At 35.4% G+C, this 19188-nt stretch carries 14 protein-coding genes and 2 pseudogenes; 10 read left to right on the plus strand and 6 right to left on the minus strand.

The window, feature by feature from the left end; translation table 11 throughout:
• Nucleotides 1-47 precede the first annotated feature (47 nt).
• The 8 genes from ACPWTF_RS11980 (at nt 48) to ACPWTF_RS12015 (ending at nt 8605) form a co-directional block, all read left to right on the plus strand.
• Nucleotides 48-869, plus strand: coding sequence for an SDR family oxidoreductase (locus tag ACPWTF_RS11980; RefSeq protein ID WP_427875593.1), 822 nt, complete (start codon nt 48-50; stop codon nt 867-869).
• A 135-nt stretch (nt 870-1004) separates the two neighbouring features.
• Nucleotides 1005-1574: a hypothetical protein gene (locus tag ACPWTF_RS11985; RefSeq protein WP_427875594.1), complete on the plus strand. Its 570-nt coding sequence runs from the start codon at nt 1005-1007 to the stop codon at nt 1572-1574.
• 183 nt (nt 1575-1757) lie between these two features.
• Complete coding sequence (locus tag ACPWTF_RS11990) at nt 1758-2234, plus strand: methylated-DNA--[protein]-cysteine S-methyltransferase (RefSeq protein ID WP_427875595.1); 477 nt, start codon at nt 1758-1760, stop codon at nt 2232-2234.
• Between the two features lie 165 nt (nt 2235-2399).
• The gene (locus ACPWTF_RS11995; protein ID WP_095930264.1) at nt 2400-3113 is read left to right on the plus strand and encodes a 3'-5' exonuclease; all 714 of its coding nucleotides are present in this window, start codon (nt 2400-2402) and stop codon (nt 3111-3113) included.
• A 63-nt stretch (nt 3114-3176) separates the two neighbouring features.
• Entirely contained in the window at nt 3177-4247 is a 1071-nt protein-coding gene (locus ACPWTF_RS12000; protein WP_427875596.1) for a winged helix DNA-binding domain-containing protein, read from the plus strand.
• A 274-nt stretch (nt 4248-4521) separates the two neighbouring features.
• Nucleotides 4522-5961 (plus strand): nucleoside recognition domain-containing protein, encoded by a 1440-nt coding sequence (locus ACPWTF_RS12005; RefSeq protein ID WP_250834753.1) that lies wholly within the window; start codon nt 4522-4524, stop codon nt 5959-5961.
• 216 nt (nt 5962-6177) lie between these two features.
• Nucleotides 6178-6924 carry a hypothetical protein gene (locus ACPWTF_RS12010; RefSeq protein ID WP_250834752.1) on the plus strand — a complete coding sequence of 249 codons (747 nt, stop codon included), beginning with the start codon at nt 6178-6180 and terminating at the stop codon, nt 6922-6924.
• 76 nt (nt 6925-7000) lie between these two features.
• Nucleotides 7001-8605: a fumarate hydratase gene (locus tag ACPWTF_RS12015; protein ID WP_427875597.1), complete on the plus strand. Its 1605-nt coding sequence runs from the start codon at nt 7001-7003 to the stop codon at nt 8603-8605.
• 298 nt (nt 8606-8903) lie between these two features.
• On the opposite strand, the gene ACPWTF_RS12020 is transcribed toward ACPWTF_RS12015, so the two are convergent.
• Together ACPWTF_RS12020 and dinB are read right to left on the minus strand one after the other, a co-directional pair.
• Nucleotides 8904-9230, minus strand: coding sequence for a PAS domain S-box protein (locus ACPWTF_RS12020; protein WP_427875598.1), 327 nt, complete (start codon nt 9228-9230; stop codon nt 8904-8906).
• Between the two features lie 104 nt (nt 9231-9334).
• Nucleotides 9335-10417 carry a DNA polymerase IV gene (gene dinB, locus ACPWTF_RS12025; RefSeq protein ID WP_250834749.1) on the minus strand — a complete coding sequence of 361 codons (1083 nt, stop codon included), beginning with the start codon at nt 10415-10417 and terminating at the stop codon, nt 9335-9337.
• A gap of 140 nt (nt 10418-10557) precedes the next feature.
• Between dinB and ACPWTF_RS12030 the strand changes: the two are divergent.
• Both ACPWTF_RS12030 and ACPWTF_RS12035 read left to right on the plus strand, forming a co-directional pair.
• Nucleotides 10558-11293 (plus strand): annotated as a pseudogene (locus ACPWTF_RS12030) (metallophosphoesterase family protein).
• Between the two features lie 49 nt (nt 11294-11342).
• Nucleotides 11343-11870 (plus strand): DUF6646 family protein, encoded by a 528-nt coding sequence (locus tag ACPWTF_RS12035; RefSeq protein WP_427875599.1) that lies wholly within the window; start codon nt 11343-11345, stop codon nt 11868-11870.
• Between the two features lie 101 nt (nt 11871-11971).
• Here the strand turns inward: ACPWTF_RS12035 and ACPWTF_RS12040 are convergent, their stop codons facing one another.
• The 4 genes and pseudogenes from ACPWTF_RS12040 to ACPWTF_RS12055 all read right to left on the minus strand — a co-directional run bounded on the left by ACPWTF_RS12040 (nt 11972) and on the right by ACPWTF_RS12055 (nt 19179).
• The gene (locus tag ACPWTF_RS12040) at nt 11972-14755 is read right to left on the minus strand and encodes a M4 family metallopeptidase (protein ID WP_427875600.1); all 2784 of its coding nucleotides are present in this window, start codon (nt 14753-14755) and stop codon (nt 11972-11974) included.
• 484 nt (nt 14756-15239) lie between these two features.
• On the minus strand, nt 15240-15896 hold the full coding sequence (locus ACPWTF_RS12045; RefSeq protein WP_427875601.1) for a 3-oxoacid CoA-transferase subunit B: 657 nt from the start codon (nt 15894-15896) through the stop codon (nt 15240-15242).
• Nucleotides 15897-16003: 107 nt separating this feature from the next.
• Nucleotides 16004-16705 (minus strand): CoA transferase subunit A, encoded by a 702-nt coding sequence (locus ACPWTF_RS12050; protein WP_427875602.1) that lies wholly within the window; start codon nt 16703-16705, stop codon nt 16004-16006.
• Between the two features lie 165 nt (nt 16706-16870).
• Nucleotides 16871-19179 (minus strand): annotated as a pseudogene (locus ACPWTF_RS12055) (penicillin-binding protein 1A).
• Nucleotides 19180-19188 lie beyond the last annotated feature (9 nt).

The following is a 19188-nucleotide window of genomic DNA, read 5'->3' on the forward strand; positions in this document are numbered from 1 at the left end:
CTGCGTGAAACAAAAACCTTTGCAACTTTGCAACTTAAAAGAGAAAAATGACAAAAATTAGTATACTTGGCTGTGGCTGGTTAGGACTTCCTTTAGCAAAAAACTTAATTGCAAAAGGTAATGCAGTAAACGGGTCAACAACTTCAGAAAATAAACTTTCAATTTTAGAAAATGCTGGAATAAATTCGTTTTTAGTAACTGTTGAAAGCGAAAGTGTTTCTGAAAATACCACTAATTTTTTAGCGGAAAACGAAATCTTAATCATAGACATTCCGCCAAAATTAAGAGCAAACCAAAGTTTCTCTACTCCGCTCGAAATGACATTTGTAAACAAAATCAAGAATTTGATTCCGTTTATAGCAAAATCAACGGTTAAGAAAGTCCTTTTTGTAAGTTCAACATCGGTTTATGGAGATGAAAATGGTTTGGTAACAGAAGAAACGAGTCCAAATCCAGATACTGAAAGTGGTAAACAGTTAGTTTTAGCTGAAAAACTCCTTCAAGAAAATCAAAACTTCGACACTACAATTCTGCGTTTTGGCGGATTAATTGGTGCAGATCGTCATCCTATAAAGTTTTTAGCTGGAAAAGCAAACCTAGACAATCCTGATGCTCCAATCAATTTAATTCATCAAAACGATTGTATTGGCATTATTGAAGCAATTATAAATCAATCGAAATGGAATGAAATTTTTAATGCCGTTGCACCTTTTCACCCAACAAGAGAAGACTATTACACTCAAAAAGCGATTGAACTGAATTTGCCAGAACCAAAATTCAGTTCTGAAAAATCAAATATTAAAAAAGTGGTTTCTAGCGAAAAGATTGAAAACTATTTGAACTATAAATTTTGTTTAGACAATTATTAAACTCTAAGATATCCGGCTTGGTAAAGTTAAAATCCTAATTTAAACTTAAAATGATATAAATACATCTTATTGAGGCTATTAAAGACACATCCATAAAACATTTTTGCAAAAAATTTTAAAGCGAAAATCATGTCAATGGAACACAAATCATTTTTGTTTAACACATCAGCCTTCACAAAAGAATTATCAGAAATTATTCTTACTGCTGGAGAAACAGATAACGAAAAATTACTAATTACTTTTATAAACCAAAATTTAAACGATTTAAAGTCACCTTATTCAGGAGAAGAACTTACCGCTGAATGGGTAGAAGAATTAGAAACCGAAGATATTCAAGAACTAGCAGATTTTGCAATGACAAAATATTATAATCCTGATGAAGAATTAGGGTTATCTTATAGCTGGGAATTATTATTAGAGTCATTTGATGAATTAGACCTTAAGTTTAATAATGAATATTATATACTTGGCAAATCATTAGATTCTGAAAACTTTACTTTAGACCCAGGCAGAATGGGACTTGGTTTTATTGACTCTCAGCAAATTTCTAGCATTCATAAAGAACTAATAAGTTTAAAAGAAAACTTCATAAATATCTTCGAGACTGAGAGCTTAGACAAAGAAGTTATCCAAGCTTATGAAGAATTAATTGAGATTTACGAAGAAGCCAAAGAATCAAACTGTGGACTATTAATGACTTTTTAATTGATTCTTTATGCTTCTAGACTTAACAAAGTTCGGGATATATTATTTTTCACAAGCCTTACTCGCTCAGGTTCACAATCCTTTAAAGCGTTGTACAAAAACTTAAATTACTTACATGATTTAAAAAAACTTTGCGAACTTTGCGATTGACCTTTGCTTCTATACGGTTATAACTCAAAAATCATGGAAACAGTTTTCATCAATTCGCCTCTCGGAATCACCAAAATCATTGGAGATGAAAACGGTATTTCGGTAATTTCTGTTTCCGATGTTGAAACAAATGAAGTTTCTAAGGAAATTCCAGCCGTTTTACAAGAAGCCGTTTCGCAATTGAATGAATATTTTGAAGGGAAAAGAACCGATTTTGATCTTAAACTAAATCCACAAGGAACCGAATTTCAGCAAAAAGTCTGGAAATCTCTTTTAGAAATTCCTTACGGAAAAACGGTTAGTTATATGGATCAGACCAAGAAATTGGGCGATGTAAAAGCAATTCGCGCCGTAGCATCAGCAAATGGTAAAAACCCACTTTGGATTGTGGTTCCCTGTCACCGCGTTATTGGCACAAATGGGTCTTTAACTGGATATGCTGGCGGATTGTCACGCAAAAAATGGCTTTTGGAACACGAATGTCCGTCTGCACAACAAAGTTTATTTTAAATTAGACATCTTAGATTGTTAGATTCTTAGACTTTTAGATTTAAAAACACGCTTTATTCTTTGAAAAGTAAGATTAATTTTCGTTTTTTTACATAAATAAAATTTTAAATAATTGAGATTGCTTTATCATTCTAAAAGTCTAAGAATCTAATATGTCTTCAAAAAATGATTGAAAAGATAAACCTAAATAACATTCTCTTTCTTGATATAGAAACCGTTCCCGAAGAAGAAAGCTTCAATTCGCTTGACGCGGAGATGCAATCGCTTTGGGATTTGAAAACACAATATCAGCGAAAAGACGAATTTTCTCCAGAAGAATTTTACGAACGCGCCGGAATCTGGGCCGAGTTCGGAAAGATAATCTGCATCTCCGTTGGCTTTTTTACCATCAAAGGAGACGTTCGAAATTTTAGAGTGACTTCTTTTTTTGGTGAAGAAAAGAAAATCTTAAAAGACTTTTCGAATCTGGTTAACAATCATTTTAATCAGCCTCAGCATTTGCTGTGCGGACATAATTCGAAAGAATTTGATATTCCGTTTATTGCCCGAAGAATGATCATCAACCAAATGCCCATTCCCGACAAATTGAATTTGTTCGGTAAAAAACCTTGGGAGATTCCACATTTGGATACTCTTGAATTATGGAAATTTGGCGATTATAAGCATTTTACTTCTTTAAAACTTCTAACTAAGATTCTTGGCGTACCATCGCCAAAAGGCGATATTGACGGAAGTCAGGTTGCTCACGTCTATTATGTCGAAAAAGACATTGATCGAATTATTACGTATTGCGAAAAAGACACCATTGCTGTTGCGCAGGTTTTTCTTCGTTTGAGACGAGAGGATTTGTTAATTGATGATGAAATTATTCATGTTTAAGGTGCAAAGGCTCAAGTTGTAAAGGAACAGAGGTTTAAACTTATAATCTTTAATTTTATTTAAATGATTCATTCCGAAATTTCACATTATCGTATGGTTTCTCAGAAGCTTTATCAGGAAAATCAATGTGCACCTCAAGAAATTGTAAAGCATTTTGGTGCTATGCAAGCTCAGGATTATGCTATGGCAAAATGGGCAATTGGTTCTCGTTGTAGTTCAAGCGAAAAAGAAATAGAAGAAGCCATAAATTCAGCTCAAATTATTCGAACTCATATTCTGCGCCCAACTTGGCATTTTGTTTCTCCTGATGATATTTATTGGATGCTGGAGCTTTCTTCGCCACAAGTAAAGCGCCTTTTTGCTACAATGGCTAAAGAGCATGGTTTTGATGAAAAGAAATTCGATCAGGTCAATGCCGCCATAGAAAAACTTCTAGCAGGAAATAATCATTTAACACGAGAGGAAATCATGCAGGAACTTAACATTCACAAAAAAGCTGGAGATTTATCCCCTGTTATTGTAATGATGAATGCCGAATTGGATGGTTTGGTTTGCAATGGTAAAATGAAAGGCAAACAAATTACTTATGCGCTGCTGGAAGAAAGAGTTTCTAAACCCAAAACCAAATTGTCAACAGAAGAAGCATTAGCCAAACTTGCCTTACGCTATTTTGAAAGTCATGGTTCAGCAACAGTGCATGATTTTTCATGGTGGTCAGGATTTCCTGCTACAATATGCAAAAAAACAATTAACGCAATAGAGTTGCGATTAGAAAATATAACTATTGATAATCAGCAATATTGGTTCAAAAAAGGGCTAAGAGACGAGGGAAATTTTCGCGAAAGCTTACATTTTCTTCCTGCTTTTGATGAAATTTTAATTTCGTATAAAACACGCGATGCTTCTTTTAATACCGAACATCAATCGAAAGTTTTTACCAATAATGGCATCTTTAAACCCATAATTGTAGAAAACGGAAAAGTAATCGGAATCTGGAAGCGAACCATAAAAAAAGATCACGCCAAAATTGAAACGGAATTTTTTAATGAAACCGAAAGTTCAAAAAAGGAAATTTTGTTTGAAGGAATTAAAGCTTTTGAAACCTATTTGGATACCAAAGTTGTGATTGTATAGTCCATTTTAAAAAATAGATAAATTAGATTTCGCCCCGCTGGGCCTTTTTAATTATAACCTGATCGATTTCTATAAATATTTCGCTCTTTCAAAGCTATTCATCTGACTAAAATTCAAAAAAAGCTCCGGAAGAACAAAATATTTATAGCAAATGAAATTTCCCTATTTCAAAAAGCCACAGCTGGGCGACATATAAACTCAAATTACCGTTTCATTACATAAAATCTTTATGCTTATTATTGCTAAATAATTACATTTACAAAAAATTACAATTATGGTATTAAGCAGATTTTGGTTAGCGATTTTTATTTCTTCGATTGTTTTTATTGTAGTCAGTTTGTTTACTGCCAACACGTATACTATTGATTCTATTTTGAATGGAAAGAAAGACGATCCAATTTTGGTTTCTGAAAAATACGTCGAAGAACTTCCTGCTTTCTTAAAAGACAGCATTAAAAAAGCGCCAGATCAGACCATGATTATCAATCGTGATACGCTTAATGCCGACACTACTTACGTTTACAAAAACAAAACCGTAAAAATTTACAGCGGACTTCAAAAATCTGATGGTTTATTGCCCACTTGCAAAAGCACTTTGGTCGATCTAATTTTGCCTCTTATTGCGTATTTAGCTTTTTTCTGTGGTTTGATGGAACTTTTAATCGTTTCTGGAGCTTCAGGAAAATTGGCCAAAGCCTTGAGTCCGGTTTTTGTGAAAGTTTTCCCTAGCATTCCTAAAAATCACCCTTCGATATCTTACATGACTTTGAATTTTGCTGCCAATTTCTTGGGATTAGACTCTGCTGCAACTCCATTCGGATTGAAAGCCATGGAAAGTTTACAGGAAATAAATCCCGAAAAAGACAAAGCGAGTGATGCGCAAATCATGTTTATGTGCCTTCATGCTTCTGGCTTGACTTTAATTGCAACTTCAATTATTGGTTACCGTGCTGCGGCAAACGCCAGTAATCCTGCCGATGTTATGCTGCCTTGTATTATAACATCTTTCATCGGAACCATTGCGGCTTTCCTGATTGTTGGAATCAAACAAAAAATCAATTTTAAAAGCGCTTCGCTTCTTATTGGTTTGATGGTTCTAATTGCTGCAATTGTAAGTTTATTGATGTATGTAAATCATTTGGACTTAATCGGAAAAAACTATTTTACTTCTAACCTTTCTGGATTAATCTTAATTGCCATTATTGCATTTACTCTAATTTTCTCATTCATACATGAAAAGAAATTCAAAGAGGCAGAAACCACTGTTTTCGACACTTTTGTAGTTGGCGCCAATAACGGAGTTAAAACTGGAGTTACGATTTTTCCTTATGTTTTAGGAATGCTGGTTGCAATTTCACTATTCAGAAACAGCGGTTTATTCGAAATTATCAGCGATGCAATCGGATTTGTCTTTTCGAATTTAGGGGTAAGCAAAGAAATTACTAATGCATTGCCAGTTGCGATGCTTCGTCCATTTAGTTCTGCAGGTTCAAGAGGTTTTCTAATTGATTCGATGAATACCTTTGGAGCCGATTCTTTAACTGCAAGATTGAGCAGTATTTTCCAATGCAGCGCCGAAAGCACGTTCTACGTAATTGCGGTTTATTTTGGATCGGTAAACATCAAAAACACTCGTTACGCTTTGGGTACAATGCTTTTGGTAGATTTAATCTGTGTAATTACAGCGATTTTTGTAGCGACTTGGTTTTTTTAAAAAATTAAGAACATTTTTTTCTCCTTAAAAAAACACTCTAAATACCTTTATTACAAAGGGTAAAGACTAATTAATTAAAGTTTTAAAAGAAGCTTTGAAAGTAATTAAACTTATTTTTCAAGTGCTTCTTTTTCTTTTTTCTTCAAAAAAATCTCATAATTTTATACTTTAGAGGTTTCGCTAGAATTAAAAAAACAATTAAATATCTCCCCAAAGATGAAAATCCACACTCTATTTTTCTCCCTACTTATTTTTATCGGATGTCAAAAAACAAAACCCACAGATGCTGCGCCACCAATAGCAGAGATAATTGAGCCACAAGAGACATTAGAGGTTTCTGCTGATGAAAAGATTATTAAAACCGATACGGTAGCCATTTACACGGACGGAACAGAATCTTCTACAGATTTTATCCTGGCGCATTTGGTAGATCAGCAAGCAGACAAGGACAGTATAGTTACGGTAAAATACCGATTAGACTTTTATCAAAATAAAACCAAAACAGCATCTTCTAAAGTTGCTATAAAAGGTTTTGAGAAAGGTTCTGAGTGGACGGCTTCTTACGGATTAACATCTGAAACTTCTAAAAATTCGCCATTCATACAAATCACCGTTGGATTTCCTGCTTGTGGTTATTCACATGACAACTACTTGTATTATCTAAAAAACAGCGGATTACAATTGGTACACCAATGGAGCTCAATGACCGACAGCGGCTGGGGAAGCTGGGTTGAAATCGTAAATCCTTCTACGAAATCTGAACCAAAATCCTTTTATTGCAAAACTGTTGCGTTTATACCTGCAGACGAAGATGAAAACATGGACATGGGCATCCTTAAGCACTCAGACTCAATAGCTTTCGAATTAAAAGACAATAAATGGAAAAAGATGTTGCTTTCTGCCAAAGACAAACCATACTTTGAAAAAAAGATGACGTTTGATCAATTTAACGCTGCAGAGTAAAAAACATCTGTAGAAGAGTTCTAATTCAAATTCTTTCTTAGGTAAATAATTTCTAAATTTGTAAAAAAACAAAACAATGATCGATTTTATATACCAAGATCCTTATCCGATCTTAAAGGATGATACGCAGTATCGCAAAATCACTTCTGATTTTGTGAAAGTAGAACAATTTGGAGAACGTGAAGTTTTAACCGTTGACCCAAAAGGTTTAGAATTATTGGCTGAAGAAGCTTTGACAGATGTTTCGTTTATGCTAAGAACAACGCATTTACAGAAACTAAGAAAAATTCTTGACGATCCAGAAGCAACAGACAACGATCGTTTCGTAGCTTACAATTTGCTTCAAAATGCTTCTGTCGCTGCCGAAGGTCAGTTGCCAAGCTGTCAAGATACTGGAACTGCGATTGTAATGGCTAAAAAAGGCGAAAGTATTTTTACTGGTGTTGATGATGCAGAGTGGTTAAGCCGTGGTATTTTTAATACATATCAAAAAAGAAATTTACGTTATTCTCAGATTGTTCCGATTTCGATGTTTGAAGAGAAAAATTCAGGATCAAATCTGCCGGCACAAATTGATATTTATGCTAAAAAAGGAACTTCTTACGACTTTTTGTTCATGGCAAAAGGTGGAGGATCTGCAAACAAAACATACTTATACCAACAAACAAAGTCTTTGTTGAATGAAAAATCATTAGACGAATTCATTCGCACAAAAATCAAAGATTTAGGAACTTCTGCTTGTCCTCCATATCACTTAGCTTTAGTAATTGGCGGAACTTCTGCAGAAGCAAACTTAAGCGCGGTCAAAAAAGCTTCTGCTGGATATTATGACCACCTTCCAACTTCTGGAAACATGGCGGGTCAAGCTTTCCGTGATTTTGAATGGGAAGAAAGAGTTCAGAAAATCTGTCAAGAAAGTGCTATTGGAGCGCAATTTGGAGGAAAATATTTCACGCACGATGTTCGTGTAATCCGTTTGCCTCGTCACGCAGCTTCTTGTCCAGTCGGACTTGGAGTTTCTTGCTCGGCTGATAGAAACATTAAAGGAAAAATTACTAAAGACGGAATCTTTGTTGAGCAATTAGAAGTAAACCCAAAGCAATTTTTACCAGAAACAGCTCCGCATTTAGAAGCTCCTGTAGAAATTGATTTAGATCAGCCTATGGCAGATATTTTGGCTAAATTATCTCAATATCCAGTTAAAACTCGTTTAAAACTAAACGGAACTGTAATTGTTGCCCGAGATATTGCTCACGCAAAAATCAAAGAATTATTAGACGCTGGAAAACCAATGCCAGAGTATTTCAAAAATCACCCAGTGTATTACGCCGGTCATGCAAAAACTCCAGACGGAATGGCTTCAGGAAGTTTCGGACCAACAACTGCTGGACGTATGGATGTTTATGTGGATGAATTCCAGAAAAATGGCGGAAGTATGATTATGCTGGCAAAAGGAAACCGTACCAAACAAGTTACTGATGCCTGCAACAAATACGGCGGATTCTATTTGGGTTCTATTGGAGGGCCTGCTGCGATTCTGGCTCAAGATAACATTCTTAAAGTAGAAGTTGTTGACTTTGAAGAATTAGGAATGGAAGCTGTTCGTAAAATTACCGTTAAAGATTTCCCTGCTTTTATTATTACTGATGATAAAGGAAATGATTTCTTTGCTAATTTATAAAGATGTTTTGCCACAAAGGCACTAAGACGCAAAGTTTTTTATAAAAATAAAGCTATCCCTAACGGATAGCTTTATTTTTTTCTCTTTAAAAAACATCTTTGTGTCTTAGTGCCTTTGCGGCAAAATAACTAAGCGCTTATGTCTTGTTTTTCAAAGGCTATAAAATGAGATATTTCACCTTTCAGGTTATAAACTGGCGAAGCATCGATTTTACATTTATAGGTTTGACCGTTTTTTCTATAATTCTCGATGGTTTTGGCAAAGGGAATCTTCTTTTTTACGGCATCTCTAATTTCCTTTAAATCCTTTTCTGAAGTTGCTCATGAAACATCTTAGGCGTTTTTCCTAAGATTTCTTCTTCTTTGTAACCCGTCATTTTTTTTATTCCGCTTGACGCGAAAACTATTTTCAAATCTAAATCGGTTATTAAAACCACTTCATTTTTGATTCTTTCTTGAATATTGAGCGTTTTTTCATCCCAGATAAACTCATCTGAGATTTCGCTTACCCTTTTTAAATCAGTGCTTAATGCTTTTAGCTCGTTTAGATATTCGTAGTGAAAATCCCAAGAAAGAATTGGAACTGAATTTCGCTGTAACGGATCGTCGGAATTTCTATTTTTCATACAAAATCAATTCAGAAGACAGATATCATCTTTTTACTCAAAGATAGCAGAAAAATCTTGCTATTCATAATCTAGACCTTATTTTAAACTTTTCAAAATTGTTATTAAAAAGTAAATTTAAGCTGTACTACCACCGCTTTTTTCACCTCGTTATTCAAATTGCTCAACGAAATTCCGAGCAATCTTACAGAATCTTTCATTTTTTCCTGATACAATAATTCCTCAACGTTTTCCATAATCAGACTTTTATCAGAAATAAAATAGGGCAGCGTTTTACTTCTCGTCTGTTGTGAAAAATCGCTGTATTTGATTTTGAGCGTGATCGTTTTTCCAGAAATGTTATGCCTTTGAAGACGTTTCTCTAGCGAAGTTGCAATACGCTCCAACTGCTGCATCATAAAAATCTCCGAAGACAAATTCACATCAAAAGTATGTTCTGCAGCAACAGATTTGGTAATTCGTGAAGATTTTACTTCGCTATTATGAATGCCTCTAACCACATGATAATAAAATGTTCCCGATTTTCCGAAGTGCTTTTCTAAAAACTCTAGAGATTTGCTTTTCAAATCGGTTCCAGTAAAAATTCCGAGCTGATACATTTTTTCTGTAGTCACTTTTCCAACTCCGTAAAATTTACGAATGGGAAGATCTTCCAGAAAGGCTTCGACCTCGTCGGGATTTACCGTTTTTTGTCCGTTTGGTTTGTTATAATCGCTGGCAATTTTAGCTACAAATTTATTGATCGAAATTCCAGCCGAAGCCGTCAACCCCACTTCATTAAAAATTCTTTGCCTAATTTCCTGCGCTAAAAGACTTGCGCTAGGATTTCCCTTTTTGTTTTGGGTAACGTCCAAATAGGCTTCGTCAAGCGAAAGAGGCTCGACTAAATCGGTGTAATCATGAAAGATTTTATGAATTTTGGATGAAATTTCCTTGTAACGATCAAATCTCGGTCTGACAAATATAATTTCTGGACAGTATTTTTTGGCCAAAGCCCCACTAAGAGCACTTCGCACACCAAACTTTCTGGCTTCGTAACTTGCCGCCGAAACTACACCGCGATTTTCAGAACCTCCAACTGCAACCGGTTTGCCTCTTAATTCCGGATTGTCCATTTGTTCTACAGATGCGTAAAATGCATCCATATCAATATGGATAATTTTGCGATATGTTGGTGTTTCAGACATTTTGCAAATTTACTGAGGAAAAATAATAAAAAAGTATTGTAAGTAGTTATAAATCATATCAATTTTTAAAGAATCTGAATTCGATGAGTTCAAACCAATTATTCTTTCTATTTTTGTTCTTCTACTCGAAAAATTAAATAATGCGAACATTTGTTATAGGTGACATTCATGGCGGATTACTTGCACTTGAACAAGTACTAGAGAGAGCCAACGTTACCACAGAAGATACTCTAATTTTTTTGGGCGATTATGTTGACGGCTGGAGTCAGTCTGTTGAAGTGATCGACTATTTGATTGATTTAAAAAGCAAACAAAACTGCATCTGCATACGAGGAAATCACGATCAGCTGGCTTTGGACTGGCTCGAAAACAGGCATGATGATTTTGACGAAGAAATGTGGTACAAACATGGCGGAAAAGCTACGGTTGAAGGTTATGCTAAAATTTCTGAAGAGAAAAAGAAAGCGCATATCGAATTTCTAGAAAATCTTCAGGATTTTCATCTTGACGACCAAAATCGTTTGTTTGTTCATGCTGGCTTCACTAATTTAAATGGTGTAAAATGGGAATATTTTTCTAAGCTATTTTATTGGGATAGGGCACCTTTGGGAAACAGCACTTTCATTAGACCCAAAATTAAAAGAAGACGATTTACACTATCCAAAAAGATTTACCGTTTATAAGGAAGTTTATATTGGCCACACGCCCGTTACCCGAATTGGAGAAACGGTTCCTGTCAACAGAGCTTGTGTCTGGAATGTAGATACAGGCGCAGCATTTAGAGGTCCGCTTACGATTTTAGATGTTGACACGAAAGAATACTGGCAAAGTGAACCACTTAACGAACTCTATTTTAACGAAAAAGGTAGGAATTAATTTATTTAAAATTTACATTTGCTACCCAAATAATTAATATTAAATTTTTATGAAAAAGGTTATTACACTTGTATTTTTAGTGACATTCGGATTTGTTAATGCTCAAGAAGCTTTTAAAGGAAAGGGAGATGTTAAAGTAAACGTAGGAGCTAATTTGCAAGATGGTGGTTCTGGAATTCAAGGTTCTGTTGATTTTGGTTTAGGAGAAAATTTCTCTTTTGGTTTTGTTGCTAACTACATACTAGGATTTGATAATTTTAACGGTTTCTACCACGGCAGCACAAATCCTTACCGTGATGCTGAGCCAGATTTCTCAGATCGTTTTGATGCAAAAGCAAGAATCAATGCTAACTTATCTAGCGTAATTGGTGTAAAAGAATTGGACGTTTACCCTGGATTAAGCTTAGGTTTACATAATTTCGGCGGACACGTTGGTGGGCGATATTTCTTTACAGATGGATTTGGTGTTTTCACAGAAATCGGATTCCCAATTGCAAAATACGGTTCAAACAATGATCCTTTTTATCATTTGAATAATCAAGCGACTTTTAGTTTAGGAGCTTCATTTAATTTATAGTTTTTAAAGTTTCTAAGATACTGAGATCCTAAGTTTCTAAGATTTTGAAAAAGAAAAACCGCCCAAGTAGGCGGTTTTTTACTTTTTATAGTATTACTATTTTATTTTTTAGCGAATTTCTTAACGATTCTTTTTGTACCGTTGTTCAATTCTATAATGTAAATTCCCGTACTAAGTTGACTTACATCTATAGGGCTTTCAGAAAGTTCACCATTACTAATTTGCTGACCTAAAACATTTGTAATTCTAAATGTATATCCTTTATTGTTTAAAAATGAAACATTTAGCTCGTTTGTAACAGGATTTGGATATAATACAAATTCAGAATTTTCATTAGTCTCTATCAATCCCGCAACAAGTTCTTCATTCACAATTGCTCCTGAAGCTGTTATGTTTATCGAATAATCTTCAACTTGTCCATAAGAAAAACTTTCGCAAGATGTTGGAACCCCATTGTATTTCATAGCAACTCTAAGTCTTGTTGTCCCAAGAGTTGCCGTTGCCGGAATTGTAATAGTTCCAGATGCCGAAGTTGCTGTTGATGTCGCTTTTGTCCAAACCGTTTCACCAGCATCTGCAAAATCACCATCTTGATTGTAATCTATAAATACAGCATATCCTTCACTGTAAACTGTAGACGTCCAACTCGGTGTGATCGTAATTGTATATGCAGTTCCTCTTGTTGCATTTGTCGAAATTGAGGTGTAATTTTCGTAACCCGCTGTTCCTGTAGATGTATTATTGATTGTTCCAAATACAACTTTACCAATTCTTTCGTCTGCCGTACTATTACCCTGAGACGTACAATATGCTAGTGCGGCAGAAGTAGTTGTAACATTTACCGTATTACTCGCTGTCGAAACATTTCCTGCTGCATCTTTAGCTTTTACACTAAAACTATAAGCTGTTAATGCTGTTAAACCAGTTACGGTATAACTAGTTGTTGTAGACGAACCTTTTAATGTTGTTCCTTGGTAAATATCATACCCTGTAACAGCAACATTATCTGTTGAGGCTGTCCAAGATAAATTAGTCGTAGTTCCCGTAGTACCCGAAGCTGCAAGACTTGTTGGAGCTGTAGGCGCAACAGTATCATTAGATCCGACATAAGCTGCGCCAATACCTACTGCATAAAAAGCATTGGTTGTTGCTATAACTTCAGCCGAACCTGCACCATACAAATCTATTGCAGATTGTATTCCTGATGTCCTTGCATTTGCATAAGTAGAATTTGCGGTTAAATACACACTTTCTAAACGATAGGCAATTTTTGCCGCTTTATCGATAGTTATACCTGTTACGTTATATGTGCTCCCAATATCATTTGTTCCAGATTTACCAACTGATAAAATGTAAAACCAATGATTCAAAACTCCTGAATTGGTATGAACGCCACAATAATCATTACTACTAGTTGGTGTACAGCTTTGGCTCACCCAATTAGTTCCTCCATAAGTATCTGGCTGTCCCTCAGATTTTGGATTACTCATAGAACGCAAAGCAAGATGTCCTGATCTTCTTTCAATATCTTCTCCCACTAACCATGTTGATTTTGTTGGTGCAGCACGATATTCGATACAAGCTCCCCAAATATCAGAGAAACCCTCATTCATTGCTCCCGATTCTTTTTGATAAGCAAGATTTGCTGTATAAGTACAAACCGCATGCCCTATTTCATGTCCAGCAACATCTATTGACGTCAAGATATCAAATCCTCCAGTTCCTGTTCCGTCACCATAAGTCATAACGCTTCCGTTCCAGAATGCATTATTGTTATTTGGATATCCGGCGGCTACTAAATTGTAGTGAACATAACTTCTAATTTTTGCTCCAGCATTGTCATAACTGTTTCTTCCATGAACAGCAGACCAATAATCATAGGTCATTTCAGCACCCCAATGTGCATCTAATGCTCCATTATCTTTATTTGTATTATTATACTCTGCAGCTGTCCAGTTATTGTCAGCATCTGTGAAATTGGTTGTTGGGTATGTCGCTGTTCTGGCAGAATTATAGGTTTGAATTCCATTTCCTCGAGTTCCATCAGATAAAATATAAGAAGATCCACTTAGAGTAGTCTGAATGGTCTGAGTTCCGCTATAACGTGTCGCTGCATTTGCTGCAACAATGGCAACTTTTGCACTAGATGTTTCCTCTTGATTTGCTTTCGCAGATTCCAATTTCCCTCCGTGACTATGTTCTCCAAGGTGTTTTATTGTAGCATTATAAAACAAAACATTTCCGGTTTCAGCATCGATATAGAGATCACCTCTGCTCAACGGATTCGTAGCATAGATATCAAACTTGTAAGCCAATCGAACTTTGTCTGATTTTCTATCCTGTCCCTGTTCTTCCATATCTGGTAATAAAACCAATTCCCCTTTTGGTTTTTCATAATCCATTGCAGCGGCATCTTCGGGCTTTTCCCATAAGTATTCTTTTGCTCCCGTGTAAGCAATCGCTTTAGCAAATGCATCCTGACTTGATAATTTTGGAGTAGTTTTTACACTATTAAAAGCATAAAACTCACCATTCATAGAAACCAATTTGCCTTCTTTAGAATGTAATGTATAATTGGCAAATTCTACTTTAATTCCTTGTTCATACAACTGAAACTTTTCATGAGTAAACCCCTCTCTATCTGATTCGGTTTTAACTTTCAAAAAAGACTGATTATCTTTTAGTCCAAGTTGCTCTTTAAAAACAGTATTGTAATCTGTTCCCTTGTAGGTAGATTTATCACTAAAAGTGATTAGACTCGGTTGTCCATTTTCTGATAAATTTTTCTGACTTATCCGCTTGTCTGTATTCTGAGCAAATACAGGCGCTGAAAATGTAAGAATAATAACGGCTGATGCCATAATCTTGGGTAATTTTCTTTCCATAATAATGTGGTATTTAATTTTGGTTAAATGGATTACAAACAAAATATTTAATGTAGGTAAATACTTTATTTTTGTGTAAAAATATTTTATTTATGTTACATAATCGATTAAATACGTCGTTAATCGATAAAAAGCAACATTTTTTACATTAATTCCATTTTTATTTAACAAATCATAACAATCTCATAAGAAAATGCCTTAAAAAATAATTATTTAATTGATTAATAACCACTTATACTTGAAAATAAGTTTTGAATCTGATATAATTTATTAATATCAATAGCTGTAAATCCTTTAATTAATTCCTACAAAAAAGGCCAGCTCTTTTAAAAGCTGGCCTTGATCAGTTTTTTAGAAAAAGTATGATTGCCGCAAAGGCACCAAATCACAAAGTTTTTTTTAAGACTAAACCGCCTTTTGGGGCGGTTTTTTATTTTTCTCCTTAAAATTACTTCGAGTCTTTGTGCCTTCGTGGCAATTTCTCTTAAATCGACATCTCAGGAATTCCTCCTTCAATAATCAAATCGGCTTCGGTTGAGGCGATGATGTGCTCGACTGAGACACCTGGCGCTCGTTCCAAGAGCTTAAAACCTTTTTCGGTTACTTCTAGAACTGCAAGCTCGGTTACAACCTTTTTAACGCATCCTACGCCCGTTAATGGCAAAGTGCATCTTTTTAAGATTTTTGACTCTCCTGCTTTGTTTACGTGCATCATAGCAACGATGATATTTTCGGCAGAAGCTACCAAATCCATTGCACCTCCCATTCCTTTCACCATTTTACCTGGAATTTTCCAGTTTGCGATGTCACCGTTTTCAGAAACCTCCATTGCTCCAAGAATCGTCAAATCTACCTTCTGGCTTCTAATCATTCCAAAACTAAAAGCAGAATCAAAGAAACTTGCTCCTGGAAGTGTCGTGATAGTTTGTTTTCCTGCATTGATCACATCTGCATCTTCTTCTCCTTCAAAAGGAAAAGGCCCCATTCCGAGAACTCCATTTTCACTTTGGAATTCAACCGCTATATCCTCTCGAACATAATTTGCGACCAAAGTCGGAATCCCAATTCCAAGATTTACAAAATAACGGTCTTTTACTTCTTTTGCAATTCGTTTTGCTATATCTTCTTTACTAAGTGCCATAGTTTTAATGTGTCAATTTTTTTAATGTGTCAATTAGTCAATTTGATAATAAGATAATTCTATACACAATCTAAATTAATTATCTAATTGACTCATTTTCTAATTATCTAATTTCTAGCTCTTACTGTGCGTTGTTCAATTCGCTTCTCAAATTTTTCTCCTTGAAAGATACGCTGTACCATAATTCCAGGAATATGAATCTGATTGGGATCTAATGTACCAACAGGAACCAACTCTTCTACTTCTGCAATCGTGATCTTTCCTGCACCCGCCATACAAGCGTTGAAATTTCTAGCTGTTCCTTTGAAAATCAAATTTCCGGCTTCATCACCTTTCCAAGCTTTTACAATAGAAAAATCGGCTTTGAAAGCTTCTTCCATAATGTGCATTTTTCCATTAAACTCGCGTGCTTCTTTTCCTTCAGCAACTTCAGTTCCGTAACCTGCTGGTGTAAAAAAAGCAGGAATTCCGGCCTGAGCCGCACGACAGCGTTCTGCCAAAGTTCCTTGAGGCGTCAATTCAACTTCCAATTCTCCTGAAAGCATCTGACGTTCGAATTCGGCGTTTTCTCCCACATAAGAAGAAATCATTTTTTTGATCTGCTTTTTCTGCAACAACAATCCCAAACCAAAATCGTCTACACCAGCATTGTTGGAAATACAGGTTAAATCTGAAATGGATGTATTTACCAAAGCTGCGATTGTATTTTCAGGAATACCACATAAACCGAAACCACCAAACATAATGGTCATACCGCTATCGATTCCTTCAATAGCTTCATGAACGCTATTTACTTTTTTTGTTATCATAACAAACTATCTTTATTGCTGAATATTTTTGATAAAAATAAGATTTTTAGGTGAAATTATAACGATTTCGTAAAAATAAAAAGAAAAGAAAAATCCCTTTACAAATCTTCTAGAAGAGTGGTAAAGGGATTGATATATAATCAGATAAGAATTATTGCAACAATGTTACAATTCAAATTCATCCGTATTTTGTTCGGTCTGTGTGGTATCTTTAACTATAACTGGCCTAGCATAACAGTCTACTTTTATAGAAAGGTTTGCCGGACGTTCAAACTCGCCTTTAGAAACCTGAAGGGTTTTATCAGCATAACACTTTTTCATGTAATACCCCCAAACAGGCAAAGCTGCAGTTGCTCCTTGTCCGTAAGTCAAACTTTTGAAACGTGCTGAACGATCTTCACATCCAACCCAAACTCCAGTTACCAAGTTCGGTACCATTCCCATAAACCAACCATCAGATTGGTTTTGCGTTGTACCTGTTTTACCTGCAATTGGGTTTGTAAACATGTATGGATATCCTGTCCAACGATTATCACCGCTTCCGCCTCCTTGCGTACGTAAACGTACACCAGAACCACTTTCTGTAACCCCTTGAAGTAATTTGATTACCGCAAAGGCAATATCTTTATTTAAAACGTCGTGAGACTCCGGAATTGGTTCGTAGATAACCTCTCCACTTTTGTTTTCAATTCTGCTTAAAAACTGTGGTTTTACATAAACTCCTTGGTTTGCAAAAGTACTATACGCCGCAACCATATCTTCAACTGTAATGTCTACAGCACCTAATGCGATTGAAGGCTGAACTGGAATTTCTGTTTTTACTCCTAATTTTTTAGTCAATTCTACAACTGCTTCTGGACTTGTTCTGTCAATTAATTTAGCCGAAACTGTATTGATAGAAGCTGCTAAAGCTTGTTTTAAAGTTACCATTCCGCGGTATCTGTAATCTGAGTTTCTTGGTTCCCAGTCTTCTGTTACATGGTGACGTCCTTTATGAATCATGAAAGCTGCTCATCAAGAATAGAATCACATGGCGACATATTTAATTCTTCGATTGCTGTTGCATAAACAAATGGCTTGAAAGTAGAACCTACCTGTCTTGCTCCCTGTCCAACGTGATCATATTGGAAATATTTATAATTGATTCCTCCAACCCAAGCTTTAATTGCTCCTGTTTGAGGTTCCATAGACATTAAACCAGATTGTAAAAAGTGTTTGTAATAACGAATAGAATCTAATGGTGTCATAGTGGTATCTCTTTCACCTTTCCAAGTAAAGACACGCATTTTAGTTTTCACTTTGAATGACGCAATGATATCTTCCTCGCTTTTATCCATATCTTTCATCTGAGCCCAACGAACAGAATTTTTCATTGCTTGCATCATGATTCTGTCTGTCTCAGCTTGTGTAATATTTACGAAAGGAGCATTTTTATTGTTTTTTTGATCAATAAAAAACTGCTGTTGAAGATTTTGCATGTGCGCTGCTACAGCTTCTTCAGCATAAGTTTGCATTCTCGAATCTATCGTAGTATAGATCTTAAGACCGTCTTTGTAAATATCGTAATCAGATCCATCCGGTTTTTTGTTTTCAGCAACCCATTTTTTCATGTAATCACGAAGATATTCTCTAAAATAAGTAGCGATACCTTCACGGTGGCTTTCCAATTTAAATTTCAGCGTAATTGGAAGTGCTTGAAGTCTTTCTTTTTCAGCTTCCGAAATCATTTTTGCTTTTGCCATTTGCGACAAAACCACATTACGACGGTTTTTTACGCCCTGCGGATTTCTTACCGGATTGTACAAACCTGAATTTTTGAACATTCCGACCAAAATAGCAGATTCGTCAACTGTCAAGTCTTTTGGTTCTTTGGAGAAATAAGTCTGAGCGGCAGAACTTACACCAACAGAATAATTCCCGAAATCATAAACGTTGCAATACATTGCTAAGATTTCGTTCTTTGTATATTGTCTTTCCAGACGAATGGCAATAATCCATTCTTTTATTTTTTGTACAATTCTAAAAGGTAAAAATTTCGATCCTTCACCGTGAAACAACTGTTTTGCAAGCTGTTGTGTCAATGTACTCGCTCCACCATTTGTTCCTAAACTAAAAACAGCTCTTAAAGTTCCACGTCCATCAATTCCTGAGTGATCGTAAAAACGTGCGTCTTCAGTTGCAACAAGTGCCTCAACCAGATTTTTAGGCAAATCTGAATATTTAAGCTGAGATCTGTTGGTTTTGAAATACTTACCCAAAACCACTCCGTCAGAAGAGATAATTTCGGTAGCAAGGTTTGAATCTGGATTTTCTAAATCTTCAAATGAAGGCATAGATCCAAACAAACCCCAAGAAGCAAATAAGAAGAAGGCTAGAACTCCAAGTAAAGAGTAGGCAAAAACCCGCCAAAATTTCTTTTTATAATAATTAATATCCTTAACGTTTTTGGATTGATTGTTTTTTTTAGCAGCCATAACTATTTA

This window comes from Flavobacterium sp. MMS24-S5 (genome assembly GCF_050320125.1).
Classification (GTDB): domain Bacteria; phylum Bacteroidota; class Bacteroidia; order Flavobacteriales; family Flavobacteriaceae; genus Flavobacterium; species Flavobacterium tyrosinilyticum.

Bases quoted from the DNA above. Each gene is read 5' to 3' on its own strand.
- ACPWTF_RS11980 (WP_427875593.1), top strand. From the start codon at position 48: ATGACAAAAATTAGTATACTTGGCTGTGGCTGGTTAGGACTTCCTTTA.
- ACPWTF_RS11985 (WP_427875594.1), top strand. From the start codon at position 1,005: ATGGAACACAAATCATTTTTGTTTAACACATCAGCCTTCACAAAAGAA.
- ACPWTF_RS11990 (WP_427875595.1), top strand. From the start codon at position 1,758: ATGGAAACAGTTTTCATCAATTCGCCTCTCGGAATCACCAAAATCATT.
- ACPWTF_RS11995 (WP_095930264.1), top strand. From the start codon at position 2,400: ATGATTGAAAAGATAAACCTAAATAACATTCTCTTTCTTGATATAGAA.
- ACPWTF_RS12000 (WP_427875596.1), top strand. From the start codon at position 3,177: ATGATTCATTCCGAAATTTCACATTATCGTATGGTTTCTCAGAAGCTT.
- ACPWTF_RS12005 (WP_250834753.1), top strand. From the start codon at position 4,522: ATGGTATTAAGCAGATTTTGGTTAGCGATTTTTATTTCTTCGATTGTT.
- ACPWTF_RS12010 (WP_250834752.1), top strand. From the start codon at position 6,178: ATGAAAATCCACACTCTATTTTTCTCCCTACTTATTTTTATCGGATGT.
- ACPWTF_RS12015 (WP_427875597.1), top strand. From the start codon at position 7,001: ATGATCGATTTTATATACCAAGATCCTTATCCGATCTTAAAGGATGAT.
- ACPWTF_RS12020 (WP_427875598.1), bottom strand. From the start codon at position 9,230: ATGAAAAATAGAAATTCCGACGATCCGTTACAGCGAAATTCAGTTCCA.
- dinB (WP_250834749.1), bottom strand. From the start codon at position 10,417: ATGTCTGAAACACCAACATATCGCAAAATTATCCATATTGATATGGAT.
- ACPWTF_RS12035 (WP_427875599.1), top strand. From the start codon at position 11,343: ATGAAAAAGGTTATTACACTTGTATTTTTAGTGACATTCGGATTTGTT.
- ACPWTF_RS12040 (WP_427875600.1), bottom strand. From the start codon at position 14,755: ATGGAAAGAAAATTACCCAAGATTATGGCATCAGCCGTTATTATTCTT.
- ACPWTF_RS12045 (WP_427875601.1), bottom strand. From the start codon at position 15,896: ATGGCACTTAGTAAAGAAGATATAGCAAAACGAATTGCAAAAGAAGTA.
- ACPWTF_RS12050 (WP_427875602.1), bottom strand. From the start codon at position 16,705: ATGATAACAAAAAAAGTAAATAGCGTTCATGAAGCTATTGAAGGAATC.